15 protein-coding genes, 2 tRNA genes and 3 rRNA genes are annotated in these 22,299 nt (G+C 60.0%); 13 read left to right on the forward strand and 7 right to left on the reverse strand.

Going from position 1 to position 22,299, the window contains the following annotated elements; translation table 11 throughout:
- Positions 1-15 precede the first annotated feature (15 nt).
- Complete coding sequence (locus C2L66_RS07300) at positions 16-1,065, reverse strand: flagellar biosynthesis protein FlhF (protein ID WP_054934597.1); 1,050 nt, start codon at positions 1,063-1,065, stop codon at positions 16-18.
- Positions 1,066-1,189: 124 nt separating this feature from the next.
- Between C2L66_RS07300 and C2L66_RS40560 the strand changes: the two genes are divergently transcribed.
- From C2L66_RS40560 to rrf, 7 genes are all read left to right on the forward strand, one after another.
- Entirely contained in the window at positions 1,190-1,381 is a 192-nt protein-coding gene (locus C2L66_RS40560; protein ID WP_146174481.1) for a hypothetical protein, read from the forward strand.
- Between the two features lie 596 nt (positions 1,382-1,977).
- Complete coding sequence (locus C2L66_RS07305; protein ID WP_060601056.1) at positions 1,978-3,897, forward strand: hypothetical protein; 1,920 nt, start codon at positions 1,978-1,980, stop codon at positions 3,895-3,897.
- 551 nt (positions 3,898-4,448) lie between these two features.
- Positions 4,449-5,979: ribosomal RNA gene (locus C2L66_RS07310) — 16S ribosomal RNA — on the forward strand.
- 67 nt (positions 5,980-6,046) lie between these two features.
- A tRNA-Ile gene (locus C2L66_RS07315) sits at positions 6,047-6,123 on the forward strand.
- Between the two features lie 51 nt (positions 6,124-6,174).
- Positions 6,175-6,250: transfer RNA gene (locus tag C2L66_RS07320), tRNA-Ala, on the forward strand.
- Between the two features lie 322 nt (positions 6,251-6,572).
- Positions 6,573-9,454, forward strand: a 23S ribosomal RNA gene (locus C2L66_RS07325).
- A 143-nt stretch (positions 9,455-9,597) separates the two neighbouring features.
- Positions 9,598-9,711, forward strand: a 5S ribosomal RNA gene (rrf, locus tag C2L66_RS07330).
- The 16S, 23S and 5S rRNA genes sit together here with 2 tRNA genes alongside, the layout of an rRNA operon.
- Before the next feature lie 779 nt (positions 9,712-10,490).
- On the opposite strand, the gene C2L66_RS07335 is transcribed toward rrf, so the two are convergent.
- Positions 10,491-11,810, reverse strand: a complete 1,320-nt coding sequence (locus C2L66_RS07335) for an MFS transporter (protein ID WP_060601053.1) — start codon at positions 11,808-11,810, stop codon at positions 10,491-10,493.
- A gap of 351 nt (positions 11,811-12,161) precedes the next feature.
- Here C2L66_RS07335 and xylB point away from each other — a divergent pair, with 351 nt between their 5' ends.
- Positions 12,162-13,628, forward strand: coding sequence for a xylulokinase (gene xylB / locus C2L66_RS07340; RefSeq protein ID WP_060601050.1), 1,467 nt, complete (start codon positions 12,162-12,164; stop codon positions 13,626-13,628).
- 76 nt (positions 13,629-13,704) lie between these two features.
- On the opposite strand, the gene C2L66_RS07345 is transcribed toward xylB, so the two are convergent.
- The 3 genes from C2L66_RS07345 to C2L66_RS07355 are packed head-to-tail and all read right to left on the reverse strand — an operon-like array spanning position 13,705 to position 15,954.
- Complete coding sequence (locus C2L66_RS07345) at positions 13,705-14,280, reverse strand: DUF1349 domain-containing protein (protein ID WP_060601043.1); 576 nt, start codon at positions 14,278-14,280, stop codon at positions 13,705-13,707.
- 30 nt (positions 14,281-14,310) lie between these two features.
- On the reverse strand, positions 14,311-14,871 hold the full coding sequence (locus tag C2L66_RS07350; protein WP_060601040.1) for a cytochrome b: 561 nt from the start codon (positions 14,869-14,871) through the stop codon (positions 14,311-14,313).
- A gap of 12 nt (positions 14,872-14,883) precedes the next feature.
- Positions 14,884-15,954 carry a catalase family peroxidase gene (locus C2L66_RS07355; RefSeq protein ID WP_060601037.1) on the reverse strand — a complete coding sequence of 357 codons (1,071 nt, stop codon included), beginning with the start codon at positions 15,952-15,954 and terminating at the stop codon, positions 14,884-14,886.
- A gap of 219 nt (positions 15,955-16,173) precedes the next feature.
- On the opposite strand from C2L66_RS07355, the gene C2L66_RS07360 reads away from it, so the two are divergent.
- Entirely contained in the window at positions 16,174-16,515 is a 342-nt protein-coding gene (locus tag C2L66_RS07360; protein ID WP_060601034.1) for a DUF4148 domain-containing protein, read from the forward strand.
- A gap of 78 nt (positions 16,516-16,593) precedes the next feature.
- Here the strand turns inward: C2L66_RS07360 and C2L66_RS07365 are convergent, their stop codons facing one another.
- Positions 16,594-16,917 (reverse strand): DUF1330 domain-containing protein, encoded by a 324-nt coding sequence (locus tag C2L66_RS07365; protein WP_036005809.1) that lies wholly within the window; start codon positions 16,915-16,917, stop codon positions 16,594-16,596.
- Between the two features lie 392 nt (positions 16,918-17,309).
- Between C2L66_RS07365 and C2L66_RS07370 the strand changes: the two genes are divergently transcribed.
- Positions 17,310-18,176 carry an EAL domain-containing protein gene (locus tag C2L66_RS07370; protein ID WP_060601032.1) on the forward strand — a complete coding sequence of 289 codons (867 nt, stop codon included), beginning with the start codon at positions 17,310-17,312 and terminating at the stop codon, positions 18,174-18,176.
- 45 nt (positions 18,177-18,221) lie between these two features.
- Here the strand turns inward: C2L66_RS07370 and C2L66_RS07375 are convergent, their stop codons facing one another.
- Positions 18,222-18,434 (reverse strand): hypothetical protein, encoded by a 213-nt coding sequence (locus C2L66_RS07375; protein ID WP_233444935.1) that lies wholly within the window; start codon positions 18,432-18,434, stop codon positions 18,222-18,224.
- 359 nt (positions 18,435-18,793) lie between these two features.
- Between C2L66_RS07375 and C2L66_RS07380 the strand changes: the two genes are divergently transcribed.
- The 3 genes from C2L66_RS07380 (at position 18,794) to C2L66_RS07390 (ending at position 22,266) form a co-directional block, all read left to right on the forward strand.
- Positions 18,794-20,230: a TldD/PmbA family protein gene (locus C2L66_RS07380; RefSeq protein ID WP_060601029.1), complete on the forward strand. Its 1,437-nt coding sequence runs from the start codon at positions 18,794-18,796 to the stop codon at positions 20,228-20,230.
- Entirely contained in the window at positions 20,227-21,585 is a 1,359-nt protein-coding gene (locus C2L66_RS07385) for a TldD/PmbA family protein (RefSeq protein ID WP_176056934.1), read from the forward strand. The genes C2L66_RS07380 and C2L66_RS07385 overlap by 4 nt, the downstream gene beginning before the upstream one ends.
- Positions 21,586-21,894: 309 nt before the next feature.
- On the forward strand, positions 21,895-22,266 hold the full coding sequence (locus C2L66_RS07390) for a GFA family protein (protein ID WP_054930554.1): 372 nt from the start codon (positions 21,895-21,897) through the stop codon (positions 22,264-22,266).
- The last annotated feature ends 33 nt before the right edge of the window (positions 22,267-22,299 follow it).

A 22,299-nucleotide genomic window follows, 5' to 3' on the forward strand; every position in this document is an offset into this window, starting at 1 on the left:
CGGCGCGCGGGACAGCTAATGCTGCCGATAGACTTGCGAGTCGTCGCTCGCGGGCAATGTGGCGGGGCTTTCGGGTGGAGACCAGGCCTGAACGGTGGGAGGCGGCGCGTGCTGCACGGGCTTTGTGGCAGTTCGGGCGGGCGTGCGTCGTGCCGCGACGGTGGTCGCGGCGGCCTTTGCTGGCGGCGTGTTGCTCGCGACCTTCACGGGCTTGCGCGTACCTTGCGCGTTGGCTTGCATGCAAGGCGAGCGCGGGCCGCAAGCGGCATTCGCGGGCTTCGTGCTGGTTCGACGTTCCTGTTGTGCCGCCGTCGTGCTGTGAGTGCGCGTGGGCGTCACGCTGGCGAGCTGATGCGTACGGGGCGCGGGCTGAGGCAGCGGAGGCGCAACGGGCTTCGCCGCAAGCTGTTTCGTCTGTTTCGCTGGTGTCTTGCTTTGCGTCTTGACTGGCGACGCGGGAGGCGACGCGGGCGCCGTCGCTACCGGCAAGCCCGGCGTGCTGCTCGCGAGCGCGCTGCTGTGTGCGTTTGCAGGCTGATGAGCGGCGGCGCCCGCCATGACGGCCGTATCCGTAGCATCGCGGCTGCGCAGCGCTTCGATCTGCTCGCGCAGGGCACGCGTGAGTTCCTGCGTGCGATCGGCGATGGTCGGGCGGTCGTGACGCGGCATCGCGCGCAGTTCGTTCTGGGTGACGATGCGGCGCAAGCGGCCTTGCATCGCATCGCGTTGCGTCAGCGTGATGTAGGTGCCGAATGCAATCGCGAAGCTCAGCAGCACGACAGCGGCGCCCGTGCTCAGCTTCCAGTCGGGCGTACCCACCGATGCAGGCGCAGCGATACGGCGCGGCCTTGGCCTGATGCGCCTGAAAAGTGGCGGATAAGTCGGCAACGGGTCGGGCGCATCTTCTGCCGCCCTGTTCGCGCTCACATGAGGCATGGAAGCGTCGAGAGGAAAAAGCAGATCGAGCGGCTGCGCAGGATGGTCTTGCTGCGCCACAAGTTTCGTCTCCTGCGTCGTGTCGCATTGCTCGTGCGGCGGCACTGGACGCTTGCGAATCGTGTCCATGGACAGACTCCCATGCCGGCACGCGTGACGGCATCGCACATTCTTCTCGTTGGCAACCATCGTGCGCTGGACATGCCTTTATGACGCAATGCGTCGCACGTAATCGCAATGGTCGTTATGCAATATGAGTCAGCTTTTGCGAGAGGTCAATAAAACTCGGCTATTCGGTTCGAAAAAGCCGCTTCGCGTGTATGTGAAGCGCGACAATTTCCCAATTGGCGAGGCGAATCGTCAATCGCGGCTGATTCTAGTGATTGGGAAAATCGACGGAAAAGAATTGATCGCGCGTCAGGCGCCTTTAGAAAATGGAAAATAAATCGAAAAAAATCCATCTAGCCGTTTTGCGCCATTCATGTTTCCCTATATATAGGTTTCTGAAAGATTGGGAAATTTTGACCTGTTAAATGTGCGTCGCGTGCAAGTTGGAGACGATACATTTCATCGCGCGGGCATATCGGCATAAAATGCACCTGGATAATCCTCATACGTTACAAAGTGTTACCCCGTTTCAGCAGACGTAAGTATTCCCGTTCGGTACGATTCGCCCTTGCAAATATAGTCTGGATATAGGGATGTTTTTGTGTGAGGGCTGGGAAGGCCGTCGCACGGTACTCCCGGGTTGAAAGTCGTTAATGCTCGCGTATATCGCGCTATTTATCAGACGTTATCCCGATCTATTTTTCAGTTACATCTGGTTGCAATCGGTTGAGCACGGCCTCACTCGCACTGAACAACGTCGCGGGTATGCAGGAAACGCGCTGCTCCAAATTACCGGCACCCCCGGCGCACCGGCAGTCGACGCAGTAGGAACGACTCCGCGTGCAAGACAGCCAACCCAGAAATCCAGCGTACGCGTTCGGGCGTTTTTGCCAGGCGTATTCGGACGGATTTCGATTGCCCATTCGTACTTCCATGAAAGCCAATTTACTTCTTGTTTCGTCATCGATAGCGGTCCTTCTCGCGGGCTGCGGCGGTGGCGGCGGTAGCGACCCGGCCGGCGCATCGGCCAATACCGGTTCTCAAACGTCTGCGATGTCCGCCGCCAATGCGACGGCCAACGGCAACACCACGGGCAACATCAGTTGCATATCGCCTTCGACGGCGAGCGCGTCGGCAGGTGGCCCGCTGATTTCCGCCGATACGACGAGCAGCGACGGCACGCGCATGTTCGCGTCGGGCGCGAGTTTCCCGCTGGTGTTCAAGACGAACACGAGCAATGCCGACACGCTGAACTGGTCGATCAACGATACGACGGGCCGCGTCGCGGCCAGCGGCAGCTTCGCGGTGCCGGGCGGCGCAGCGACGACGACCCTGACCTGCAATTCGACACTCGCGGGCTACTTCGCGGTGGCGGGCAGCCTTAAGGCGGGCGGCGGCGCGTTGCCTCAGGCCGGCACGCGTCCCACGGGCATCGCCACGTTCGGCGTGATTCCGAACCTGAGCGGCATCGTGCCCGCCGTGACGTACTCGAAGCAGGAACAGCACCGCTTCGGCATGCAGGGTGAAAACGACCGCGCTGCGGTGCTCGCCGGTCTCGGCATCACGCAGACGATCGACGATCGCCAGATGTCGGTGATGGAGCCGAATGGCGCGAACACCTTCAATCCGTCGGCGAACAATCTCGACTCGTTCTATACGTCGGGCAACGTGATGCGCCTGATCCGTCTGGATGGCACCCCGGGATGGGCGTCGAAGTCGGGTGGCGTCGAGGACTTCACGACCTTGCCGAAGGACATGTCGTACCTGCAGAACTATATGAGCCGCGTCGGCACCGAGTCGAACGGGATCCGCCTCAAGTACTTCCCGACGCAGTCGGCGAACTACTATCAGGTGACGTGGGAGCCGAATCAGTTCTGGACGGACACCGATGCCAATTTCGTGTCGCTGTACCAGTCGGTCTATCAGGGCATTCACTCGACCGATCCGGGCGCTGTCGTGATGGGTCCGGCGGACGCATTTCCGAGCCTCACGAACAACCGTCTGCAACGCATTGCTTCGCTGGGTTATGGCAAGTACATCGATGGCGTGGCGACGCACGGCTACTACGATGCGGGCACGTCGCCTTCGCATCCGCCTGAGCGTCTCGCAACCGACCCCGTTGCCGCGAATGCCGCGAATGCGCTGAACAACTCGATGCGCACGCTGCGCACGACGATGCTGAACCAGTACCGCTCGGGCATGAAGCTGTATCAGACGGAAGTGGGCATCAGCTATGACCTGGGTTCGCAGTACGGCCCTAACTATCCGACGGGTAATGTCCTGTTCGCGCAGGGCGCCGTCGTCGCGCGCACGCACATCATTCTGCTCGGCGAAGGCGCGGACGTTTCGTACGTGTTCTACGGTGCGGACTATCCGGGTGAAGTGGGTTACGGCACGTTCTTCGATCTGTCGAACGCGCAAGGCTCGTTCGGTGCGACCAACATCAGCCCGAAACCGGCTGCCATGGTCGTGAGCGCGATGTCGCGCATTCTGGATGGCACGAATACGCTTGGCCCAGTGAAGAACACGCCGTCGGGTGTCTATGCTTATTCGTTCCAGCAGGTCAACAATGGATCGGTGATCACCGCCTTGTGGACGCACAACAACAATGCGTGGAGTGCAAGCACGGGCTTCAGTTCGACTTATAGCGCGGCCTACAGTCTTGTGGTCGATGCGCCAGGTACGAGCGGCACGGTCAAGGTGCTCGACATGATGGGCAACCCGATGACGCTGAACTACACGGACGGCACGCTGAAGCTGAATCTGACGGAGGCGCCTGTTTATGTAGTGTCGAAGAATGCGAGCGTCGCGAAGAGCAATGTAAACCCGCCGCCGGGTTACGTCGGTTCTTAAGCGAAGTGACGCATGCGGGTGGTGGAGTTGACGCTGCCCGCTGAGCGGGTCGTTACTTGTAAAAAAGCGCGCGGACGATCCGCGCGCTTTTTTCGTGTGTGCGATTTGCATTGTGTCCGACGCAGAGATCTTCTCTGCAATGTGCGCTAAGCCTTTGATTGATTGGGTGAGTACATTGCAATTGCGAGTGGGTGCGTGTGCCTAATAAAGTGGCATCGAAAGATTTTCGTCGATCGTTCGAAATAAGTGCTTGACAGCCCCCAGGGGGTTCCGCATAATTCGGCCTCTCCAAACGACGGAGACGCAAGAAAGCAGCAGAAAACAGCGGCTTTTTAGCGAATGTTCTTTAACAATCAACAGCCGATAAGTGTGGGCGCTCGATGACGAAGCGCGCGGTGATCTTCGGGTCACTGATAGCGAAAGTAATCGAGTCTCACACGGAAGAAATTGAGGAAGGTTTGACTGGGTTGAAAGGCCCAGCGCAGATCTTTCGTCAGTGATTTTGAGTGAGCGACCGGTTCTTAGATGAACCGAAAAACAGTAACAGGTTTGAACTGAAGAGTTTGATCCTGGCTCAGATTGAACGCTGGCGGCATGCCTTACACATGCAAGTCGGACGGCAGCGCGGGGGCAACCCTGGCGGCGAGTGGCGAACGGGTGAGTAATACATCGGAACGTGTCCTGGAGTGGGGGATAGCCCGGCGAAAGCCGGATTAATACCGCATACGCTCTGTGGAGGAAAGCGGGGGATCTTCGGACCTCGCGCTCAAGGGGCGGCCGATGGCAGATTAGCTAGTTGGTGGGGTAAAGGCCTACCAAGGCGACGATCTGTAGCTGGTCTGAGAGGACGACCAGCCACACTGGGACTGAGACACGGCCCAGACTCCTACGGGAGGCAGCAGTGGGGAATTTTGGACAATGGGGGCAACCCTGATCCAGCAATGCCGCGTGTGTGAAGAAGGCCTTCGGGTTGTAAAGCACTTTTGTCCGGAAAGAAAACCGCTTCTCTAATACAGAGGCGGGATGACGGTACCGGAAGAATAAGCACCGGCTAACTACGTGCCAGCAGCCGCGGTAATACGTAGGGTGCAAGCGTTAATCGGAATTACTGGGCGTAAAGCGTGCGCAGGCGGTTCGCTAAGACCGATGTGAAATCCCCGGGCTTAACCTGGGAACTGCATTGGTGACTGGCGGGCTAGAGTATGGCAGAGGGGGGTAGAATTCCACGTGTAGCAGTGAAATGCGTAGAGATGTGGAGGAATACCGATGGCGAAGGCAGCCCCCTGGGCCAATACTGACGCTCATGCACGAAAGCGTGGGGAGCAAACAGGATTAGATACCCTGGTAGTCCACGCCCTAAACGATGTCAACTAGTTGTCGGGTCTTCATTGACTTGGTAACGAAGCTAACGCGTGAAGTTGACCGCCTGGGGAGTACGGTCGCAAGATTAAAACTCAAAGGAATTGACGGGGACCCGCACAAGCGGTGGATGATGTGGATTAATTCGATGCAACGCGAAAAACCTTACCTACCCTTGACATGTACGGAACCTTGCTGAGAGGTGAGGGTGCCCGAAAGGGAGCCGTAACACAGGTGCTGCATGGCTGTCGTCAGCTCGTGTCGTGAGATGTTGGGTTAAGTCCCGCAACGAGCGCAACCCTTGTCCCTAGTTGCTACGCAAGAGCACTCTAGGGAGACTGCCGGTGACAAACCGGAGGAAGGTGGGGATGACGTCAAGTCCTCATGGCCCTTATGGGTAGGGCTTCACACGTCATACAATGGTCGGAACAGAGGGTTGCCAAGCCGCGAGGTGGAGCCAATCCCAGAAAACCGATCGTAGTCCGGATCGCAGTCTGCAACTCGACTGCGTGAAGCTGGAATCGCTAGTAATCGCGGATCAGCATGCCGCGGTGAATACGTTCCCGGGTCTTGTACACACCGCCCGTCACACCATGGGAGTGGGTTTTACCAGAAGTGGCTAGTCTAACCGCAAGGAGGACGGTCACCACGGTAGGATTCATGACTGGGGTGAAGTCGTAACAAGGTAGCCGTATCGGAAGGTGCGGCTGGATCACCTCCTTTCCAGAGCTTTCGCGTTTCACAAGTTGAGCGCTCACACTTGTCGGCTGTTAATTGAAGACAGGCTCAGGGGTCTGTAGCTCAGTCGGTTAGAGCACCGTCTTGATAAGGCGGGGGTCGATGGTTCGAATCCATCCAGACCCACCAGCGTCTTGTCTGCGGTGGCTGATCGCGAAACCCCCTGTGTACTGTATGACTGGGGGATTAGCTCAGCTGGGAGAGCACCTGCTTTGCAAGCAGGGGGTCGTCGGTTCGATCCCGTCATCCTCCACCAATTCCCAATGTTGGTTTCATTGGCGCGAGCGTCGAAAGATGCTGGCGGTTCAGTGTGACAAACATTGGCAATTGAGCCAGTCAGATGCGGTATTGCAGTTAGATATCGGCTGTCGTTCTTTAACAATCAGGAAGAAGTAGTAAAGAGATTCACGAAAGCGTGCTTAGAGATGGGCGCGCGAGTAGGTGAATCAGGGTTGTGATTGTATCAATGTATTTTTTGAGTTCATCGAAAGACGAACCTGGAATACGGCACAACGCGAATACTCAACCTGTAGCGAGTGAGTCTGGCGTGGCAACACGACGAGACACACCCGTTATAGGGTCAAGCGAACAAGTGCATGTGGTGGATGCCTTGGCGATCACAGGCGATGAAGGACGCGGTAGCCTGCGAAAAGCGGTGGGGAGCTGGCAAACGAGCTTTGATCCACCGATATCCGAATGGGGAAACCCACTCCTTATGGAGTATCCATGGCTGAATACATAGGCCATGTGAAGCGAACGCGGTGAACTGAAACATCTAAGTAACCGCAGGAACAGAAATCAACCGAGATTCCCAAAGTAGTGGCGAGCGAAATGGGACCAGCCTGTACTCTTTATCTTTGTTGTTAGCCAAACGCTCTGGAAAGTGCGGCCATAGTGGGTGATAGCCCCGTAGGCGAAAACAGCGAGGAAGAACTAGGTGTACGACAAGTAGGGCGGGACACGTGAAATCCTGTCTGAAGATGGGGGGACCATCCTCCAAGGCTAAATACTCGTGATCGACCGATAGTGAACCAGTACCGTGAGGGAAAGGCGAAAAGAACCCCGGGAGGGGAGTGAAACAGATCCTGAAACCGCATGCATACAAACAGTCGGAGCCTCGCAAGGGGTGACGGCGTACCTTTTGTATAATGGGTCAGCGACTTACATTCAGTGGCGAGCTTAACCGATTAGGGCAGGCGTAGCGAAAGCGAGTCCGAACAGGGCGATTCAGTCGCTGGGTGTAGACCCGAAACCAGGTGATCTATCCATGGCCAGGATGAAGGTGCGGTAACACGTACTGGAGGTCCGAACCCACTAACGTTGAAAAGTTAGGGGATGAGCTGTGGATAGGGGTGAAAGGCTAAACAAACCTGGAAATAGCTGGTTCTCTCCGAAAACTATTTAGGTAGTGCCTCGTGTATCACCTTCGGGGGTAGAGCACTGTCATGGTTGAAGGGTCCATTGCGGATTACTTCGCCATAGCAAACTCCGAATACCGAAGAGTGCAATCACGGGAGACAGACATCGGGTGCTAACGTCCGGTGTCAAGAGGGAAACAACCCAGACCGCCAGCTAAGGTCCCCAAATATGACTAAGTGGGAAACGAAGTGGGAAGGCTAAAACAGTCAGGAGGTTGGCTTAGAAGCAGCCACCCTTTAAAGAAAGCGTAATAGCTCACTGATCGAGTCGTCCTGCGCGGAAGATGTAACGGGGCTAAGTCATATACCGAAGCTGCGGATGCGTGCATTGCACGCATGGTAGGAGAGCGTTCCGTAAGCCTGCGAAGGTGCGTTGAAAAGCGTGCTGGAGGTATCGGAAGTGCGAATGCTGACATGAGTAGCGATAAAGGGGGTGAAAGGCCCCCTCGCCGTAAGCCCAAGGTTTCCTACGCAACGTTCATCGGCGTAGGGTGAGTCGGCCCCTAAGGCGAGGCAGAAATGCGTAGCTGATGGGAAGCAGGTCAATATTCCTGCACCAGTGTGAAATGCGATGGGGGGACGGATCGCGGAAGGTTGTCCGGGTGTTGGAAGTCCCGGTCGCTGCGTTGGAGAAGGTGCTCTGGCAAATCCGGGCACGGAATTCAAGGGCGTGGCGCGAGCTTCTTCGGAAGCGAAGCAATCGGAAGGGGTTCCAGGAAAAGCCTCTAAGCTTCAGTTTCACATTGACCGTACCGCAAACCGACACAGGTGGGCGAGATGAGTATTCTAAGGCGCTTGAGAGAACTCGGGAGAAGGAACTCGGCAAATTGGTACCGTAACTTCGGGATAAGGTACGCCCCTGTAGCTTGACGCCCCTGCGGGCGAAGGGTGAAGGGGTTGCAATAAACTGGTGGCTGCGACTGTTTAATAAAAACACAGCACTCTGCAAACACGAAAGTGGACGTATAGGGTGTGACGCCTGCCCGGTGCCGGAAGATTAAATGATGGGGTGCAAGCTCTTGATTGAAGTCCCGGTAAACGGCGGCCGTAACTATAACGGTCCTAAGGTAGCGAAATTCCTTGTCGGGTAAGTTCCGACCTGCACGAATGGCGTAACGATGGCCACACTGTCTCCTCCCGAGACTCAGCGAAGTTGAAGTGTTTGTGATGATGCAATCTCCCCGCGGCTAGACGGAAAGACCCCATGAACCTTTACTGTAGCTTTGCATTGGACTTTGAACCGATCTGTGTAGGATAGGTGGGAGGCTATGAAGCTGGAACGCTAGTTTCAGTGGAGCCGTCCTTGAAATACCACCCTGGTTTGTTTGAGGTTCTAACCTTGGCCCGTGATCCGGGTCGGGGACAGTGCATGGTGGGCAGTTTGACTGGGGCGGTCTCCTCCCAAAGTGTAACGGAGGAGTACGAAGGTACGCTAGGTACGGTCGGAAATCGTGCTGATAGTGCAATGGCATAAGCGTGCTTAACTGCGAGACCGACAAGTCGAGCAGGTGCGAAAGCAGGTCATAGTGATCCGGTGGTTCTGTATGGAAGGGCCATCGCTCAACGGATAAAAGGTACTCTGGGGATAACAGGCTGATACCGCCCAAGAGTTCATATCGACGGCGGTGTTTGGCACCTCGATGTCGGCTCATCTCATCCTGGGGCTGTAGCCGGTCCCAAGGGTATGGCTGTTCGCCATTTAAAGAGGTACGTGAGCTGGGTTTAAAACGTCGTGAGACAGTTTGGTCCCTATCTGCCGTGGGCGCTGGATATTTGAAGGGGGCTGCTCCTAGTACGAGAGGACCGGAGTGGACGAACCTCTGGTGTACCGGTTGTCACGCCAGTGGCATCGCCGGGTAGCTATGTTCGGAAGAGATAACCGCTGAAAGCATCTAAGCGGGAAACTCGCCTTGAGATGAGATATCCCCGGGGCTTCGAGCCCCTTGAAGGGTCGTTCAAGACCAGGACGTTGATAGGTCAGGTGTGGAAGCGCAGTAATGCGTTAAGCTAACTGATACTAATTGCCCGTAAGGCTTGATCCTATAACCGGTGTGTTTTACGCATCAGGTTGAGATCGGTGTTGTGCCAGAAACAACACAACCCACACCCTCTTTACGCTTCTTCCCGATTGGCTGTGGCGCGATCAGGTTACCCAACCTCCAGCGCGACGCAGCAACCCGTCATGCCTGATGACCATAGCGAGTCGGTACCACCCCTTCCCATCCCGAACAGGACCGTGAAACGACTCCACGCCGATGATAGTGCGGATTGCCCGTGTGAAAGTAGGTAATCGTCAGGCTCCTTACCCAAGACAAGACCCCGCCCTCAAAAGCGGGGTCTTGGCGTTTGGGGCGCGCAATTTGCGCCTTCGAGTGGCGTCCGCCGCTTGCCTCTGTGCTGGCATCCGCGTTACGTTAGCTCGCTTCAAGCGTCGCCCCTGTGCGGGGCGGCACCTACTTTTCTTTGCCGCCGCAAAGAAAAGTAGGCAAAAGAAAGCGGCTCACACCGCCAGCCCATGTTCTTGCCTGAGGGCCCCCAAAGGTTCTTACGCTTCACACGGCAACCACGTGACCCACGTTCGTTGCCAGCGCTCTTGCGGTGCGCCTCACCCGCTTCATGCTCCCGCGTCGCACCAAGCCGCGCCAAATAGTCCACGGCCGCCCAGGTGGCAAACTGTGTGTAGGCCGTAGTGCCCCGCACGCTTCACTCCGGACCGATAGCGCACGCGTCCCACACGGTAAGAGCGCTACCCTACACGCCGCGACCACCTACACACAGTTTGCCACCTGGGCGGCCCATACCATTCGCTGCCGCTGGCCCGGGTACGGGTAACTGAAGCGGGTGAGGCGTTTGTTCGAAGCGTTGGCAACGGGCACCAAGCAAGGCGCTGGTGTGTGAAGGATGGGGACGTTGGTGGCCCGTGGGTAAACGTCAAGAATTGGCGGTGTGAGCCGCTTTCTTTTGCCTACTTTTCTTTGCGGCGGCAAAGAAAAGTAGGTGCCGCCCCGCACAGGGGCGACGCGTGAAGCTAGATAACAAATCGCGGATGCCAGCGCAAAGACAAAACAAACTTAACCGCTACCCAACCACCCGCGTTTCACGCGTAAACCTGAGCGTCACAACGGTAATCGCCCCAAGAACCATCAGAAACACCGAAACCGGCCAATAAGCGTGATAGCTCGCAAGCAACGCGGTAGCGATAAGCGGGGATAGTCCCCCGGCAAAGATCGACGCCACTTCATGCCCAAGCGCCACGCCTGAATATCGCACTTCCGTGCTGAACAGTTCGCCAACCAGTGCGGGCAACGTGCCGATCATCGCACCATGACAAACGGCCGTGCCGAGAACAAGCGCAAGATAGATCCACGGCGCCTGGTGCGTATCGAGCATCCAGAAGAACGGAAATGCCATCACGATCAATCCCGCCGCGCCGATCATGTACACAGGCTTCCTTCCGATGCGATCCGACAAACGTCCCCATGCCAGCATCGCGCCCATTTCGACTACCATCGCCAGCATGACGCCCGTCAGCATCACCGAACTGGCGATACCCACAAACTTTCCATACACGAGCGAAAACGCGAGAAAGATATAAGCGCCGCCGTTTTCCGCCACGCGTAGCCCCATCGCCATCAAGATTTCTTTCGGATGCCGCTTGATGACCTCGACCACGGGCATATGGGTTTTCTCCCCACGCTTTTCGGTCTGCTCGAAATCCCGGCTTTCAGGCAGGCTGTGCCTGATATAAACGCCAATAGCAAAGATCGCGATGCTCGCGAGAAAGGGCAGTCGCCAGCCCCAGTTGATGAACGCATCGTGCGGCAGCGACTGCGCCGCGAGAAACGCAGCTGACGACAACACGAATCCGCCGCCCACGCCCAACTGGCTCCACGCCGCGTAATAGCCGCGCTTTTCCGGCGGTGCGCTTTCGCTGATCATCAATACGCCGCCGCCCCATTCACCGCCTGATGCCACGCCTTGCAACAGCCGCAATACGACGAGCGCGACGGGCGACCAGATGCCGATCTGCGCATACGTCGGCAGCAACCCGATCGCGAATGTCGCGATCCCCATGATGAGCAATGTCCAGACGAGCGAAGCCTTGCGCCCGTAGCGGTCGCCGATATGGCCGAAGACGACGCCGCCCAACGGTCGCGCGACGAAGCCCATGGCGAACGCAGCGAATGCGCCGAGCGTGCCGATCAGCGGATCGGCGCCCGCAGGAAAGAACAATTGTCCGAACACGAGCGCGGCCGCCGTGCCGTAGACGAAGAAGTCGTACCATTCCATCGCGTTGCCTGCGACGGACGCTATGACGATCTTGCGCAACGTCCTGTCTTCGAGCGGCCGGACAGCGTCGACGCGGCCGGTTGCGTGCGTGGTTTCGATGGAAGCCATGATAGATCGCATAGATGTAGTGGGGAATTGCCGCTGAGTGTCGGCCGAGCATTTCAATCGGTCAAATTCATCGAAAAAGGGAGCCGCCATCAGCCACGCAAATGTGGGACGAATCGTTCGCAGTCGTCCCGTTCAGGGCACCGTGGTAACGTCTCATTTCAACGAGTCGAACGAGCGCCGGCAGTCGCAAGCCGGCGGACAATGGAGAAGACAGGCTTTCCCACGGAGAGTCGCGCTCGCGCGCGCCGTGCCTGCTGCTCCAGCGCTTGCTCGGTGAACACGTAGCCGCGCTGCCACGTCGTCGATGTTCAGCATGCGGCGTCCACTCATGCCAAATAGTGAGGACGTGCAGTGACTTTCCTTGGAATCGACCTCGGCACCTCCGAGGTAAAAGTAATTCTGACCGATGACGCGTCCACGACCCTCGCAACAAGCGGCGCGCGTCTGGATGTAGCGCAACCGCATCCGCACTGGTCGGAGCAGAATCCCCATGCGTGGTGGCAGGCCACGCTCGATGCCGTGGCCGCCGTGCGTGGCGCGAATCCCGCAGCGTTCGCGGCGCTGCGCGGCATCGGGCTCTCGGGACAGATGCACGGCGCAACGCTGCTCGACGCAAAAGGCGAAGTACTCAGGCCCGCAATACTCTGGAACGACACGCGCGCGTTCGCCGAATGCGCGGAACTGGAAGCGCTCGTGCCTGAATCGCGCGAGATCACAGGCAATCTCGCGATGCCCGGTTTCACCGCGCCCAAATTGCTTTGGCTCGCAAAGCACGAACCCGATGTATTTCGCGCCGCTGCAAAAGTGCTCTTGCCGAAAGACTATCTCGCGTGGCGGCTCACGGGCGATTTCGTGTCCGACATGTCAGACGCTTCGGGCACGCTATGGCTGGATGTCGCAAAGCGCGACTGGTCGGACCGCATGCTCGCGGCGACGGGATTGACGCGTGAACACATGCCGCGCCTCGTCGAAGGCAGCGCGAGCGCCGCGCAGTTGAGCGACGCATTGCGGCGAGAGTGGGGCATTGCCGGTCCCGTCGTCCTATGCGGCGGCGCTGGCGACAACGCGGCAAGCGCAATCGGCATGGGTGTGGCGGAAGCGGGCAGTGCATTTCTGTCGCTCGGCACTTCGGGCGTGCTGTTCGCCGGCACCGATCGATTCGCACCGAATCCGGCGCAAGGCGTGCATGCGTTCTGTCATTGCTTGCCAGACCGCTGGCATCAGATGAGTGTGATTCTGTCGGCGGCATCGAGCCTTGGGTGGCTATCGAAAGTCGTGAACCGCGAAGTCGGCAGTTTGCCCGAGCTCGCGAGCACGGCTAACCCTGCCGCTGCGCCGATCTTTCTGCCCTATCTGAGCGGCGAGCGCACGCCTCATAACGATGCGAACGCCCGCGGCGTGTTTTGGGGCTTGACGGGCGCGCACACAACGGGCGATCTCGCGTACAGCGTGATGGAAGGCGTGGCGTTCGCGATGGCCGACGGTTATGCCGCGCTGCAAAGCGCGGGCACGACACTGCAGAGCGCGTCATTCATCGGCGGCGGCTCGCGCAGCCCGTTCTGGGCCAATCTGTGCGCGACGGCAACGGGCATCACGATGCATCGTCACGAAGGCAGCGACGTGGGCGCGGCGCTCGGTGCGGCGCGCCTTGCGCGGCTCGCGGTGACGGGCGAGTCGATCAGCCAGGTCTGTCTTGCGCCGCCTACCCTCGAGTCCTGCGAGCCGGATCGTGCGCAGGCGCCATTGCTTGCGCACAGGCTGGCGCGTTATCGCAGCATTTATCAGGCGCTCAAGGCGAGTTTCGCGGAACAGGCGTAATGCATGCACAACGCGGCGCGCCGTGAGGCTGACGCCGCGGCATGCGTCAGGCGTGCTGCGCAAACGAACATGAGGCTCAACTCAGATCGTGCAGGTTCTTCTGCAACGGCTCGCCCACGATGAAGCGGGAGAACTCGACATTCAATCCGCCGCGTTCGGGCGTGCAGCACACCGGTCCGACGAAGTAGTGCGCTGCCGAAGGAAAAGGCGCAAGCCGCAACAGAGGCCACGTCGTTCCGTCGATTGAATACTGCACGCGCAACACGCTTCGCGCGACGGTTGCACGCATCCAGAAGCCGTCGGGCGCCGCAACCTGCGCACCGATGGCCCAGTCCGACTGGCCGACCGTCAACACGCTGCTCATCATCAATACGTCATCTGTGAATTCGGCACCCGCCTTCAGCCATGTCGACTCGTCGACGCGCACCATCAAGCCGGCCTGATCGTATAGCGCATGAAACTGTCCACGCACACGCACCTGCGCGGTGAAATCGCCTTGCGTGCGTATGCCGAAGCAGTGACCGGAATCGCGCGTGAAGCCGTAGTGCGTGTTGCGCCAGAAGTCGGTTTTCGGATTGGTCGTCACCTTGAGCGTATCGCCCTCGAGCGACCACGTCGACGGCTCATTGAACCATTCGCATTGTTCGAACACGCAAGGCCTCCCAGGGTATCGCAAACGCGGTCAGCGCGACGCACGGAAGGTCTGGCGTCCGCCGCGAGCCATGCTGGAGAATACGCCGTCGCGCCGGATGAGTCCATGAAAGAGGGCCGCCGCGATATGCGCGAGCACAGTCGCGAACAGCGCGAATGCGAGCCACGTATGCATCGCGCGCAACAGCGCGAACAGATCCACGTTTTGCGGCACGATCGCGGGCAGATGCCAGGCGCCGAACAATGTGACGGGATAGCCGCCTGCCGAGAGCATCGCCCAACCGATCAACGGCATCGCGATGAATAGTCCATACAGCACGAGATGCGATGCCCTGGCGGCGAAACGCTGCAATGCGGGCATATCGTCAGGCAGTGCGGGGCTGCCGTTCTTCAATCGCACGGCGACGCGGATCAAGGCGAGCACGAGCAACGCAACGCCAAGCGGCCGATGCAGCGCGATCAGCGTCGCATGCGCATGCGAGACGGTCGCGACCATTGCGACGCCGACGAATAGCATCGCGAGAATCAGCACCGCCATGATCCAGTGCAACAGACGCGCGAGCGGAGAAAAATGGCGAGAGGTGTTCGTCATGATGCGTTCCGTTCAGGGTTGCGAAGTGGCGGGTGCGCGATGCAGCGCTTCTTCCCGGGTGCGCCGCTGATACGACACGGCATAGGCAGCCGAGCGCGCCGCGAGCAGTGGATCGTCCGAAGGCTTGATGCCGTCCGGCAAGACGGTCGGATCGAAGTTGACATCGCGGCACACGCCATCGGCTTGCGGCGCGCTACGTTCGATAACGACGGTGCCCGCGTCGATGCGCTGCCGGCCGGCAGGCCATTGCAGCGTCGCGTCGCTGGTGGGGTCGCCAGCGTTCGCAACGGTCACGATCAGATGCCAGCGCACGTTGCCGTGCTTCAGTTGTTCGCTGAACTGCTGCGAGAGAAAGTCGGGATCGCTCTTCTGTTGCGCATCGACAGGCGCATAGGGCGCTTCTGGCTCCACGGACCAGCGCACCGCATGCGTCTGTCCGCTCGTGTCGGTAAAGCGAAATGCGTTGATGCTGTAGTACGCGGCATTCCCAAGACGGGACGATGCCGGATGTGTCTTCACCCATTGCTGAAACGGCTGCGTTTCGGGGTGCGTCGCATAAAACGCCTTCAGCTTCGCGGGATCGGGTTTGCCCGTCTTTGAATCCGGCTGTGCGGCGACGAGTTGCTGATAGAACTGTTCGGGCGTATGCACCGCGAACACGGGCGTCGAATTCATGGCCGTGCGCCACTGCTCGCCATCGCGTTGGGTGAAGAGTAGTGCGAAGCTGCGCACCGGCACGCTGGCGTCGGGCGCTGATGGATTACCGCCGGGAATCGCAAAGCGGCCGATGACGGGCGTACGGCCCGGCGCGAAAACCTGCGCGCGCGATATCGACGCCGCATTGCCGTTGCTGTCGAAATACCCCTCTACGCAAAGCCCTTTTGCGTGATTGCGGCGAAAGCCCGGGTGCGGGCCATTGTCCGCCTGGAACTGGTCGATGATGCGATAGGTCGTGAGGCGTGAGGGCGTGAGCCAGCCGGCTGCATACGCAAAGGTACCGGCGAGCGCGCATACCGCTGCGCCAATCGCGGCAAATCGGCATGGCATGCAGCGGAGCGTGGACGCTCGGGACTTTGAGTTCATCACGAATGCTCCTTTCGTTTCTGATGGTGACGCGCTTAGGCCGTCAACACAGAGGAGCGGTGTTTATTCCCGTCACACGCGAGAATTTTTATCTGCAGCGGTCGATGTGAGAAAGCAAAAAAAGTTGGGAATAGATGTCGACATCGCTTTGTTCATCACAGTGAAGCGCCACACATCCTGTGACGAATCGACATCACCCCTACACTGAAGGAGCTGGAAATGAAAAAGCTTGCACTGTTGACTGTTTCGATCGCCGCACTCGCTTCGACGGCATTCGCATCGAGCGCATTCGCGCAAGAGAAGACGCGCGCGGAAGTCCGTCAGGAATTGATCCAGGCCGAGCAAAACGGCTCGCAGTTCGTGACCGACACATCGTATCCCGATGTCGCCCCCCTCTATCAGCAACAGGTCGCTCGCCAGCAGGCTGCGCAGGAAAGCGAAGGCGCCGGCATGGCGGGCACGCATGCGGCGGGAATGCGGATGCCTGTCACGGGCGCGAACGCAGGCATGTCGACATGCGTCGGTCCCGTCAGCTATTGTTCGGTGTACTTCGGCAGTTGATCGCCATGCCGGGTGAGGGGTGGCGTTTCCGCACAGCGAAGCGCCCCCGCTTACCTACGTGCGCTTGCCCACATACGCTCATCCGCACAACACATCCGTCGCGACATGCGAGGCCGGCACCGCGTCGATCAGAATCACATCGCCAATCGAATTGTCCGTGCGCAGCGGCAGAATCGCCTGATAGGCAGCCGATCGATACCATGCGCGCGCGAGGTCGCGATTCGGAAACTCAATGGCAACCAGATCGCCGCGCCAGTCACCTTCGAGCCGTTCGCAACGGCCGCCATGCAGCACGAAATGGCCGCAATAGGGCGCAAGCGTTGCGTCGATGCGCTTCAGGTACTCGACGATCTCGACACCCATCTTCACTTCATGCAGATGCGCGACCGCAAACGTTGACATGCTGCTCTCCCGTTCGTTGACGATTGACATCAGCATATCGGCCGTCGCAAAGCGAATCGATTACGTCAGAGGTAATGTCGCGCCTGAAAGCGATTCGCACATGAAGCACTTTTGACAGTCGGCATTCTGCGCGGTCCGGCGCCGAGCAAGCCGCTGTAGCGCGAGCCCGGCCGCGCGCCGTATTCCGGGCACACCCGGCACAGATGTTTCGCGCACGAAACGTTGTTACGCTTCCTTTCCGCAACGCGAATTCGTGCGATCGTCCGTAGAATGAGGCGCCATGCGGGTTCCGGCGTGGTTGTCTGCAAAGGGCGAAGCCATGGTATGAAACGTGCATCGATCGGGGAAAGCCAATCCCATCTACACATCAATAAATACGGTCTCCCCATACGATGGATGCTCGCCACGCTACCGCTGCCAATCTCGGGGATGATGATGCCCATGCGGCGGCACGCAACAAGAACACGATGCACATGCAGCGCCTGATGAACCAGCTCGAGCAGCGCGTGAGCGAGGGCCTTCTCGCCGGTGAGTTCCGGCTCGCGTTCCAGGGCATCTACGACGTGCAAACAGGCAAGCTCGCACGCGTCGAGGCGCTGATCCGCTGGATGCATCCGGACTACGGCATGCTGTTGCCCGATGCGTTTCTCGTCGCGCTCGATCATCCCCTCGTGGCGTTGCAACTGACCTATCACGTGATCGACGGCGCATGCCGGGCGCTGGCCCACGCGCAGCGCCAGGGGCAACGGGTATGTCCGATCGCTGTCAATGTTCCGCCGCGCGTCGTCGCGGACGAACACTTTCCTGCCACCGTGATGCAGATCGCGCGTCTGCATGGCGTCGAACCCGATCTGCTCGAACTCGAACTCGTCGAGACGGAAGACTCGACTCGCCTGCTGGCTGCGCCGCCTCTGACGAAGCCGTTGCGCGAAGCGGGCATGCGTCTCGCCATTGACGACTTCGGCACCGGCTATTCGTCGCTCGCGCTTCTGAGCGCGATCGATGTCGATACGGTCAAGGTCGCACGCGAAATGCTCGATGGCGTGCCGGACAATCCGCGCGCGTCAGCCGTCGCATCGGGCGTGCTGTCGATGCTCGAAAGGCTGAATGTCGCGGTCGTGGTGGAGGGCGTCGAAACGAGGGCGCTTGCGCGCTGGCTCGCGCAATGGCCCAAGGTGCTCGCGCAGGGCTTTTTCTATGCGCGCCCGACTTTCGACTATGCCGACGTGCCCATTCAGGAGCGGTATGTCGCGCTGTAGCGCGTCGCGCCTGTGTGCTGACGATGCCGCTGAAATCGACATCGCCTAGGCACTCAACGCAGCGACCATCGCGGCGCCCGCACTTGTGCTATCCGTATTCGCCTGCTGCTGCGCGCGGGCCATCTGCTGTTGCACCGCCGACAGCTTCTCCTGCAACGGCTCGATCAGCGCCTTGAACTGCTCGATAGCCGCATCCTGAATGTTGTCGCCGCCTGTTGATCCGGCCGACGACGCGCCTTGATGTTTGTCAAAGAACATCGCGCCCGCTCGGCCATTCACGCGTATCTCGCGTTCCCTGCGTCGCTCGTCGCGTTCATAAATGCATCATTTTGCGCGCGGGCTCGAGAGCAGAATGTATGTGAACGGCACGCGCTGCACGCGAACAGCAGGCTTGCGCTTGCATGCGGCGGCGCTCATGAATGTGCAGTGGCAGACAATCGAACGGGATGAGTGTGCGCCGGGACACAATGCCAGACGAGGATGAAGACAACACGGCGCAGCACGTCGGGCACTCGCGCGACGCGCATCGCGTACGATATGACATTCGCGTGTGAACCGATGCGCCCTGGCGGTGCGTCGATCCTCGCATGGGCGCATGACATTCGTGAGGCAACCCGATGGTGGAATCCTTGTTGAACCGCTTGCCGCGCGTGTTGCGCAGCGAGGCGGACTTCTGGTCTGTGCGCGTCGTGAACGAACGGACCGACGATCACGCCGTACGCAACGACGTCGCGCAACCCCTGCGTATCGCGAGCGATCGCGGTGCGATGCTGGTCGCGTGGTGCGGAAGGGGCGCGGGCTACGCCGCAACGGCTGATCTGTCGGAGCGCGGCCTGCAAGCCGCGCTCGATATCGCGACGCAACGCGCCAGGGCATGCGCGTCCGTCTCGCTGATCGATCACACGCAGATCACGCGGCCCGTCGAAAGCGGCACCTACGAATCGCCCGCCATCGCACAAACGTTGGCGGGCCGGCGTGAATGGCTGGAGCGTCTGCAGCACGAATGCGCCGCAGCGAACCTCGACGGCCGCATAGTCGAGCGCACTGCCGCCGTACAGATCACGCACAGCGAGCAAGCGTATTTGACGAGCGACGGCATACGCATCGATCAACACTTCCGCTACATGCTGCCGCAGATTTCCGTGACAGCGCACGCAAACGGCGTGACGCAGGTGCGCACGCTCGGCGGCGACTACGGCACGCTCGCGCAAGGTGGTGTGGACGTGCTCGCGCATTTCGGCTTCGACGGCGGGGGCGCGCGCATCGCGGGCGAGGCACTGCAACTGGTGGCCGCGCCGAACTGTCCGTCTGGTCCGCGCGATCTGCTGCTAATGCCCGATCAGATGATGTTGCAGATTCACGAGTCGATCGGACATCCGCTCGAACTCGACCGCATTCTCGGCGACGAGCGCAACTTCGCGGGCTGGAGCTTCGTCAGGCGCGAGCACTTCGGCTCGTATCGCTATGGCTCTGAGCTGCTGAACGTCACGTTCGATCCCGACCTGCGCGAAGAAGCCGCAAGCTATGCGTTCGATGACGACGGCACCCGCGCGAAACGCGAATACCTGATCCGCGACGGCGTGCTGATGCGGCCGCTCGGCGGAGCGTTGTCGCAACAGCGCGCGCGGCTTGCGGGCGTTGCGAATTCGCGTGCGTCGAGCTGGAACCGGCCGCCCATCGACCGCATGGCGAATCTCAACATCGAACCGGGAAGCAGCACGCTGGAAGACATGATCGGCAACATCGAAAACGGCATCCTGATGCGCACCAACACGTCATGGTCGATCGACGATCATCGCAACAAGTTTCAGTTCGGCTGCGAATACGGCCAGCTGATCGAGAACGGCAAGCTCACGCGGGTCGTGCGTCAACCGAACTACCGCGGTATCTCGGCGAGCTTCTGGCGCAGCCTCGTGGCCGTCGGCAATGAAGCGACGCGCGGCGTGTACGGCACGTCGATGTGCGGCAAGGGCGAGCCGATGCAGATCATTCGCGTCGGCCATGCGTCGCCCGCATGCGTGTTCAGCAACGTCGACGTATTCGGAGGCGCATGATGCGTGACAACCGTTCATCCGTGTCTCCATCCGTGTCTCGCCCGTATTTCATGACGCTCGCCAACGAGATCGAACAGCGGCTAACCGCGAATGAAATCGCGCTGACGTCGTTTTCCGCCGAGCAGTCCGACTTCATCCGCTTCAACGAAGGCAGGGTGCGCCAGTCGGGCCATGTGTCGCAAGCCAGCGTCACGCTGCGACTGATCGATGGACAACGTCAGGCCTATTCGACCTTCACGCTATGCGGCGACATGGCGGCAGACACGGACACGATCGCGCAGGCGCTGACGGCCTTGCGCGACGGCCTGCGCGACGCACCCGACGATCCGCATCTGCTGTTCGACACAACGGTCTGGTCCGAAACGACGCAACGCGCAGGCACGTTGCCTTCGCCCGATACGTTGCCGCTGCTCGTCGCGCGCTGCGCACTCGGACTGGACTTCGTCGGCTTCTATGCGGGCGGCACGATGGCGCGTGGTTTTGCTTCGTCGCTCGGCAGCCGTGGCTGGTATGAGGTCGAGAACTTCAATATCAGCTGGTCGCTGTACGACGCGAGCGGCCGCGCGATCAGAAGCCACTATGCCGGCGACACCTGGAGCGATGCCGTATTCGCCGGCAAGGTGGAAGAAGCCGCCGCGCGTTTGCCCGTGTTGTCTCGCGCGCCGCGCATGCTGACGCCGGGCCGCTACCGCACCTACTTCGCACCTGCTGCGTTGCGCGAGCTGGTCGAAGCGGCCTCGCTCAGCGCCTTTTCCGCGCGCACACAAGCGACGGCGCGCAACGAGTTCTATCGTCTGAACGTCGGCGAGGTTGCGCTCGATCCGCGCGTCACGCTGACGGAAGACCTCGCTCTCGACATCACACCACGCTTCAACGACGACGGCTATGAGCGGCAAAGCGTGCCGCTCATCGAAGCGGGCCGCGCCGTTGCCCAGTTGACTAACGCCCGCACGGCCCGCGAATACGGCCTGGTGCCGAACGGCGCGACGGCGGGTGAAGCACCGTCCGCGCTGTCGATGCAAGGTGGCGATCTAGCGCAAGCCGATGAGCTTCGCGCGCTCGACACGGGTCTTTATATCGGCAATCTCTGGTACGTGAACTTCTCCGACCGGATGAACTGCCGGATGACAGGCATGACGCGCTTCGCGACCTTCTGGGTCGAGCAGGGCCGCATCGTCGCACCTGTCGATGCGATGCGCTTCGACGACAGCCTGTACCGGCTCCTCGGCAGCGAACTGGAGCGCATCGGTGCACAGCCGGAACTGCTCCTGAACGACTGGACATGGGGCGAACGCGCGACGGGCGGCATGAAACTCCCGGGTCTGCTCGTCCGTTCCTTCGATCTGACCTTATGACGCCGCGCGCCGCGGCTTGAAGGGAGGCGGCGTCTGCGCACACGCGCAGCGCCCGCGTCCCGAGCGGCAGGAAGAACCATCATCGCCAACGCGAGCTGCGCGAGGCCGCGCAATCTTTCGCGCGCCGCTCGCCTCAGACGAATTCCACACGTCGTGGCGCGGGAGCACGTGTGCGTCGCGCAGAACGATACGGGCTGCGTGACGGTGTCGTTCGAGGTTTTTTGTATCGCTGCACCGGCCAGATACATTGGGACACAAAGCCGGGAATGGGCCAGGGTATAAAACCGTCATCGCATCGAGGAGCACGCCATGACTACCCACACTCACCACGGCTCATGCCATTGCGGCGCCGTCAAGTTCACCGTCGAAACGCCCGTCACGCCCGCCGTCCGCTGCAACTGCAGCCTGTGCCGGCGCAAGGGCGCGCTGATGTCGCCGTTCTTCGCGGCGAGCGCGCTCAAGATCGAGTCCGGCGAGGACAGCCTGACGCTGTACCAGTTCAACACGCAGGTCGCGAAGCACTATTTCTGCAAGCGGTGCGGCATCTATCCGTTTCATCAGACACGCAAGGACCCGAACCTGTGGCGCGTGAACATCGGCTGTCTGGACGACGTCGATCCGTATGCGCTGGAGTCGTCGGTATCGGACGGCAAGAGCCTGTCCGTGGTGGAAGATGCCTGAAGGCTGTCTGAAGGCCGCGTAAGATAAGCGAAC

The organism is Paraburkholderia caribensis (assembly GCF_002902945.1).
Classification (GTDB): domain Bacteria; phylum Pseudomonadota; class Gammaproteobacteria; order Burkholderiales; family Burkholderiaceae; genus Paraburkholderia; species Paraburkholderia caribensis.

Bases quoted from the DNA above. Each gene is read 5' to 3' on its own strand.
- C2L66_RS07300 (WP_054934597.1), bottom strand. From the start codon at position 1,065: ATGGACACGATTCGCAAGCGTCCAGTGCCGCCGCACGAGCAATGCGAC.
- C2L66_RS07350 (WP_060601040.1), bottom strand. From the start codon at position 14,871: ATGACGAACACCTCTCGCCATTTTTCTCCGCTCGCGCGTCTGTTGCAC.
- C2L66_RS07375 (WP_233444935.1), bottom strand. From the start codon at position 18,434: ATGTTCTTTGACAAACATCAAGGCGCGTCGTCGGCCGGATCAACAGGC.
- C2L66_RS07385 (WP_176056934.1), top strand. From the start codon at position 20,227: ATGATGCGTGACAACCGTTCATCCGTGTCTCCATCCGTGTCTCGCCCG.
- C2L66_RS07360 (WP_060601034.1), top strand. From the start codon at position 16,174: ATGAAAAAGCTTGCACTGTTGACTGTTTCGATCGCCGCACTCGCTTCG.
- C2L66_RS07390 (WP_054930554.1), top strand. From the start codon at position 21,895: ATGACTACCCACACTCACCACGGCTCATGCCATTGCGGCGCCGTCAAG.
- C2L66_RS07370 (WP_060601032.1), top strand. From the start codon at position 17,310: ATGGATGCTCGCCACGCTACCGCTGCCAATCTCGGGGATGATGATGCC.
- C2L66_RS07355 (WP_060601037.1), bottom strand. From the start codon at position 15,954: ATGAACTCAAAGTCCCGAGCGTCCACGCTCCGCTGCATGCCATGCCGA.
- C2L66_RS07305 (WP_060601056.1), top strand. From the start codon at position 1,978: ATGAAAGCCAATTTACTTCTTGTTTCGTCATCGATAGCGGTCCTTCTC.
- C2L66_RS07335 (WP_060601053.1), bottom strand. From the start codon at position 11,810: ATGGCTTCCATCGAAACCACGCACGCAACCGGCCGCGTCGACGCTGTC.
- C2L66_RS07365 (WP_036005809.1), bottom strand. From the start codon at position 16,917: ATGTCAACGTTTGCGGTCGCGCATCTGCATGAAGTGAAGATGGGTGTC.
- C2L66_RS07380 (WP_060601029.1), top strand. From the start codon at position 18,794: ATGGTGGAATCCTTGTTGAACCGCTTGCCGCGCGTGTTGCGCAGCGAG.
- C2L66_RS40560 (WP_146174481.1), top strand. From the start codon at position 1,190: ATGAGTCAGCTTTTGCGAGAGGTCAATAAAACTCGGCTATTCGGTTCG.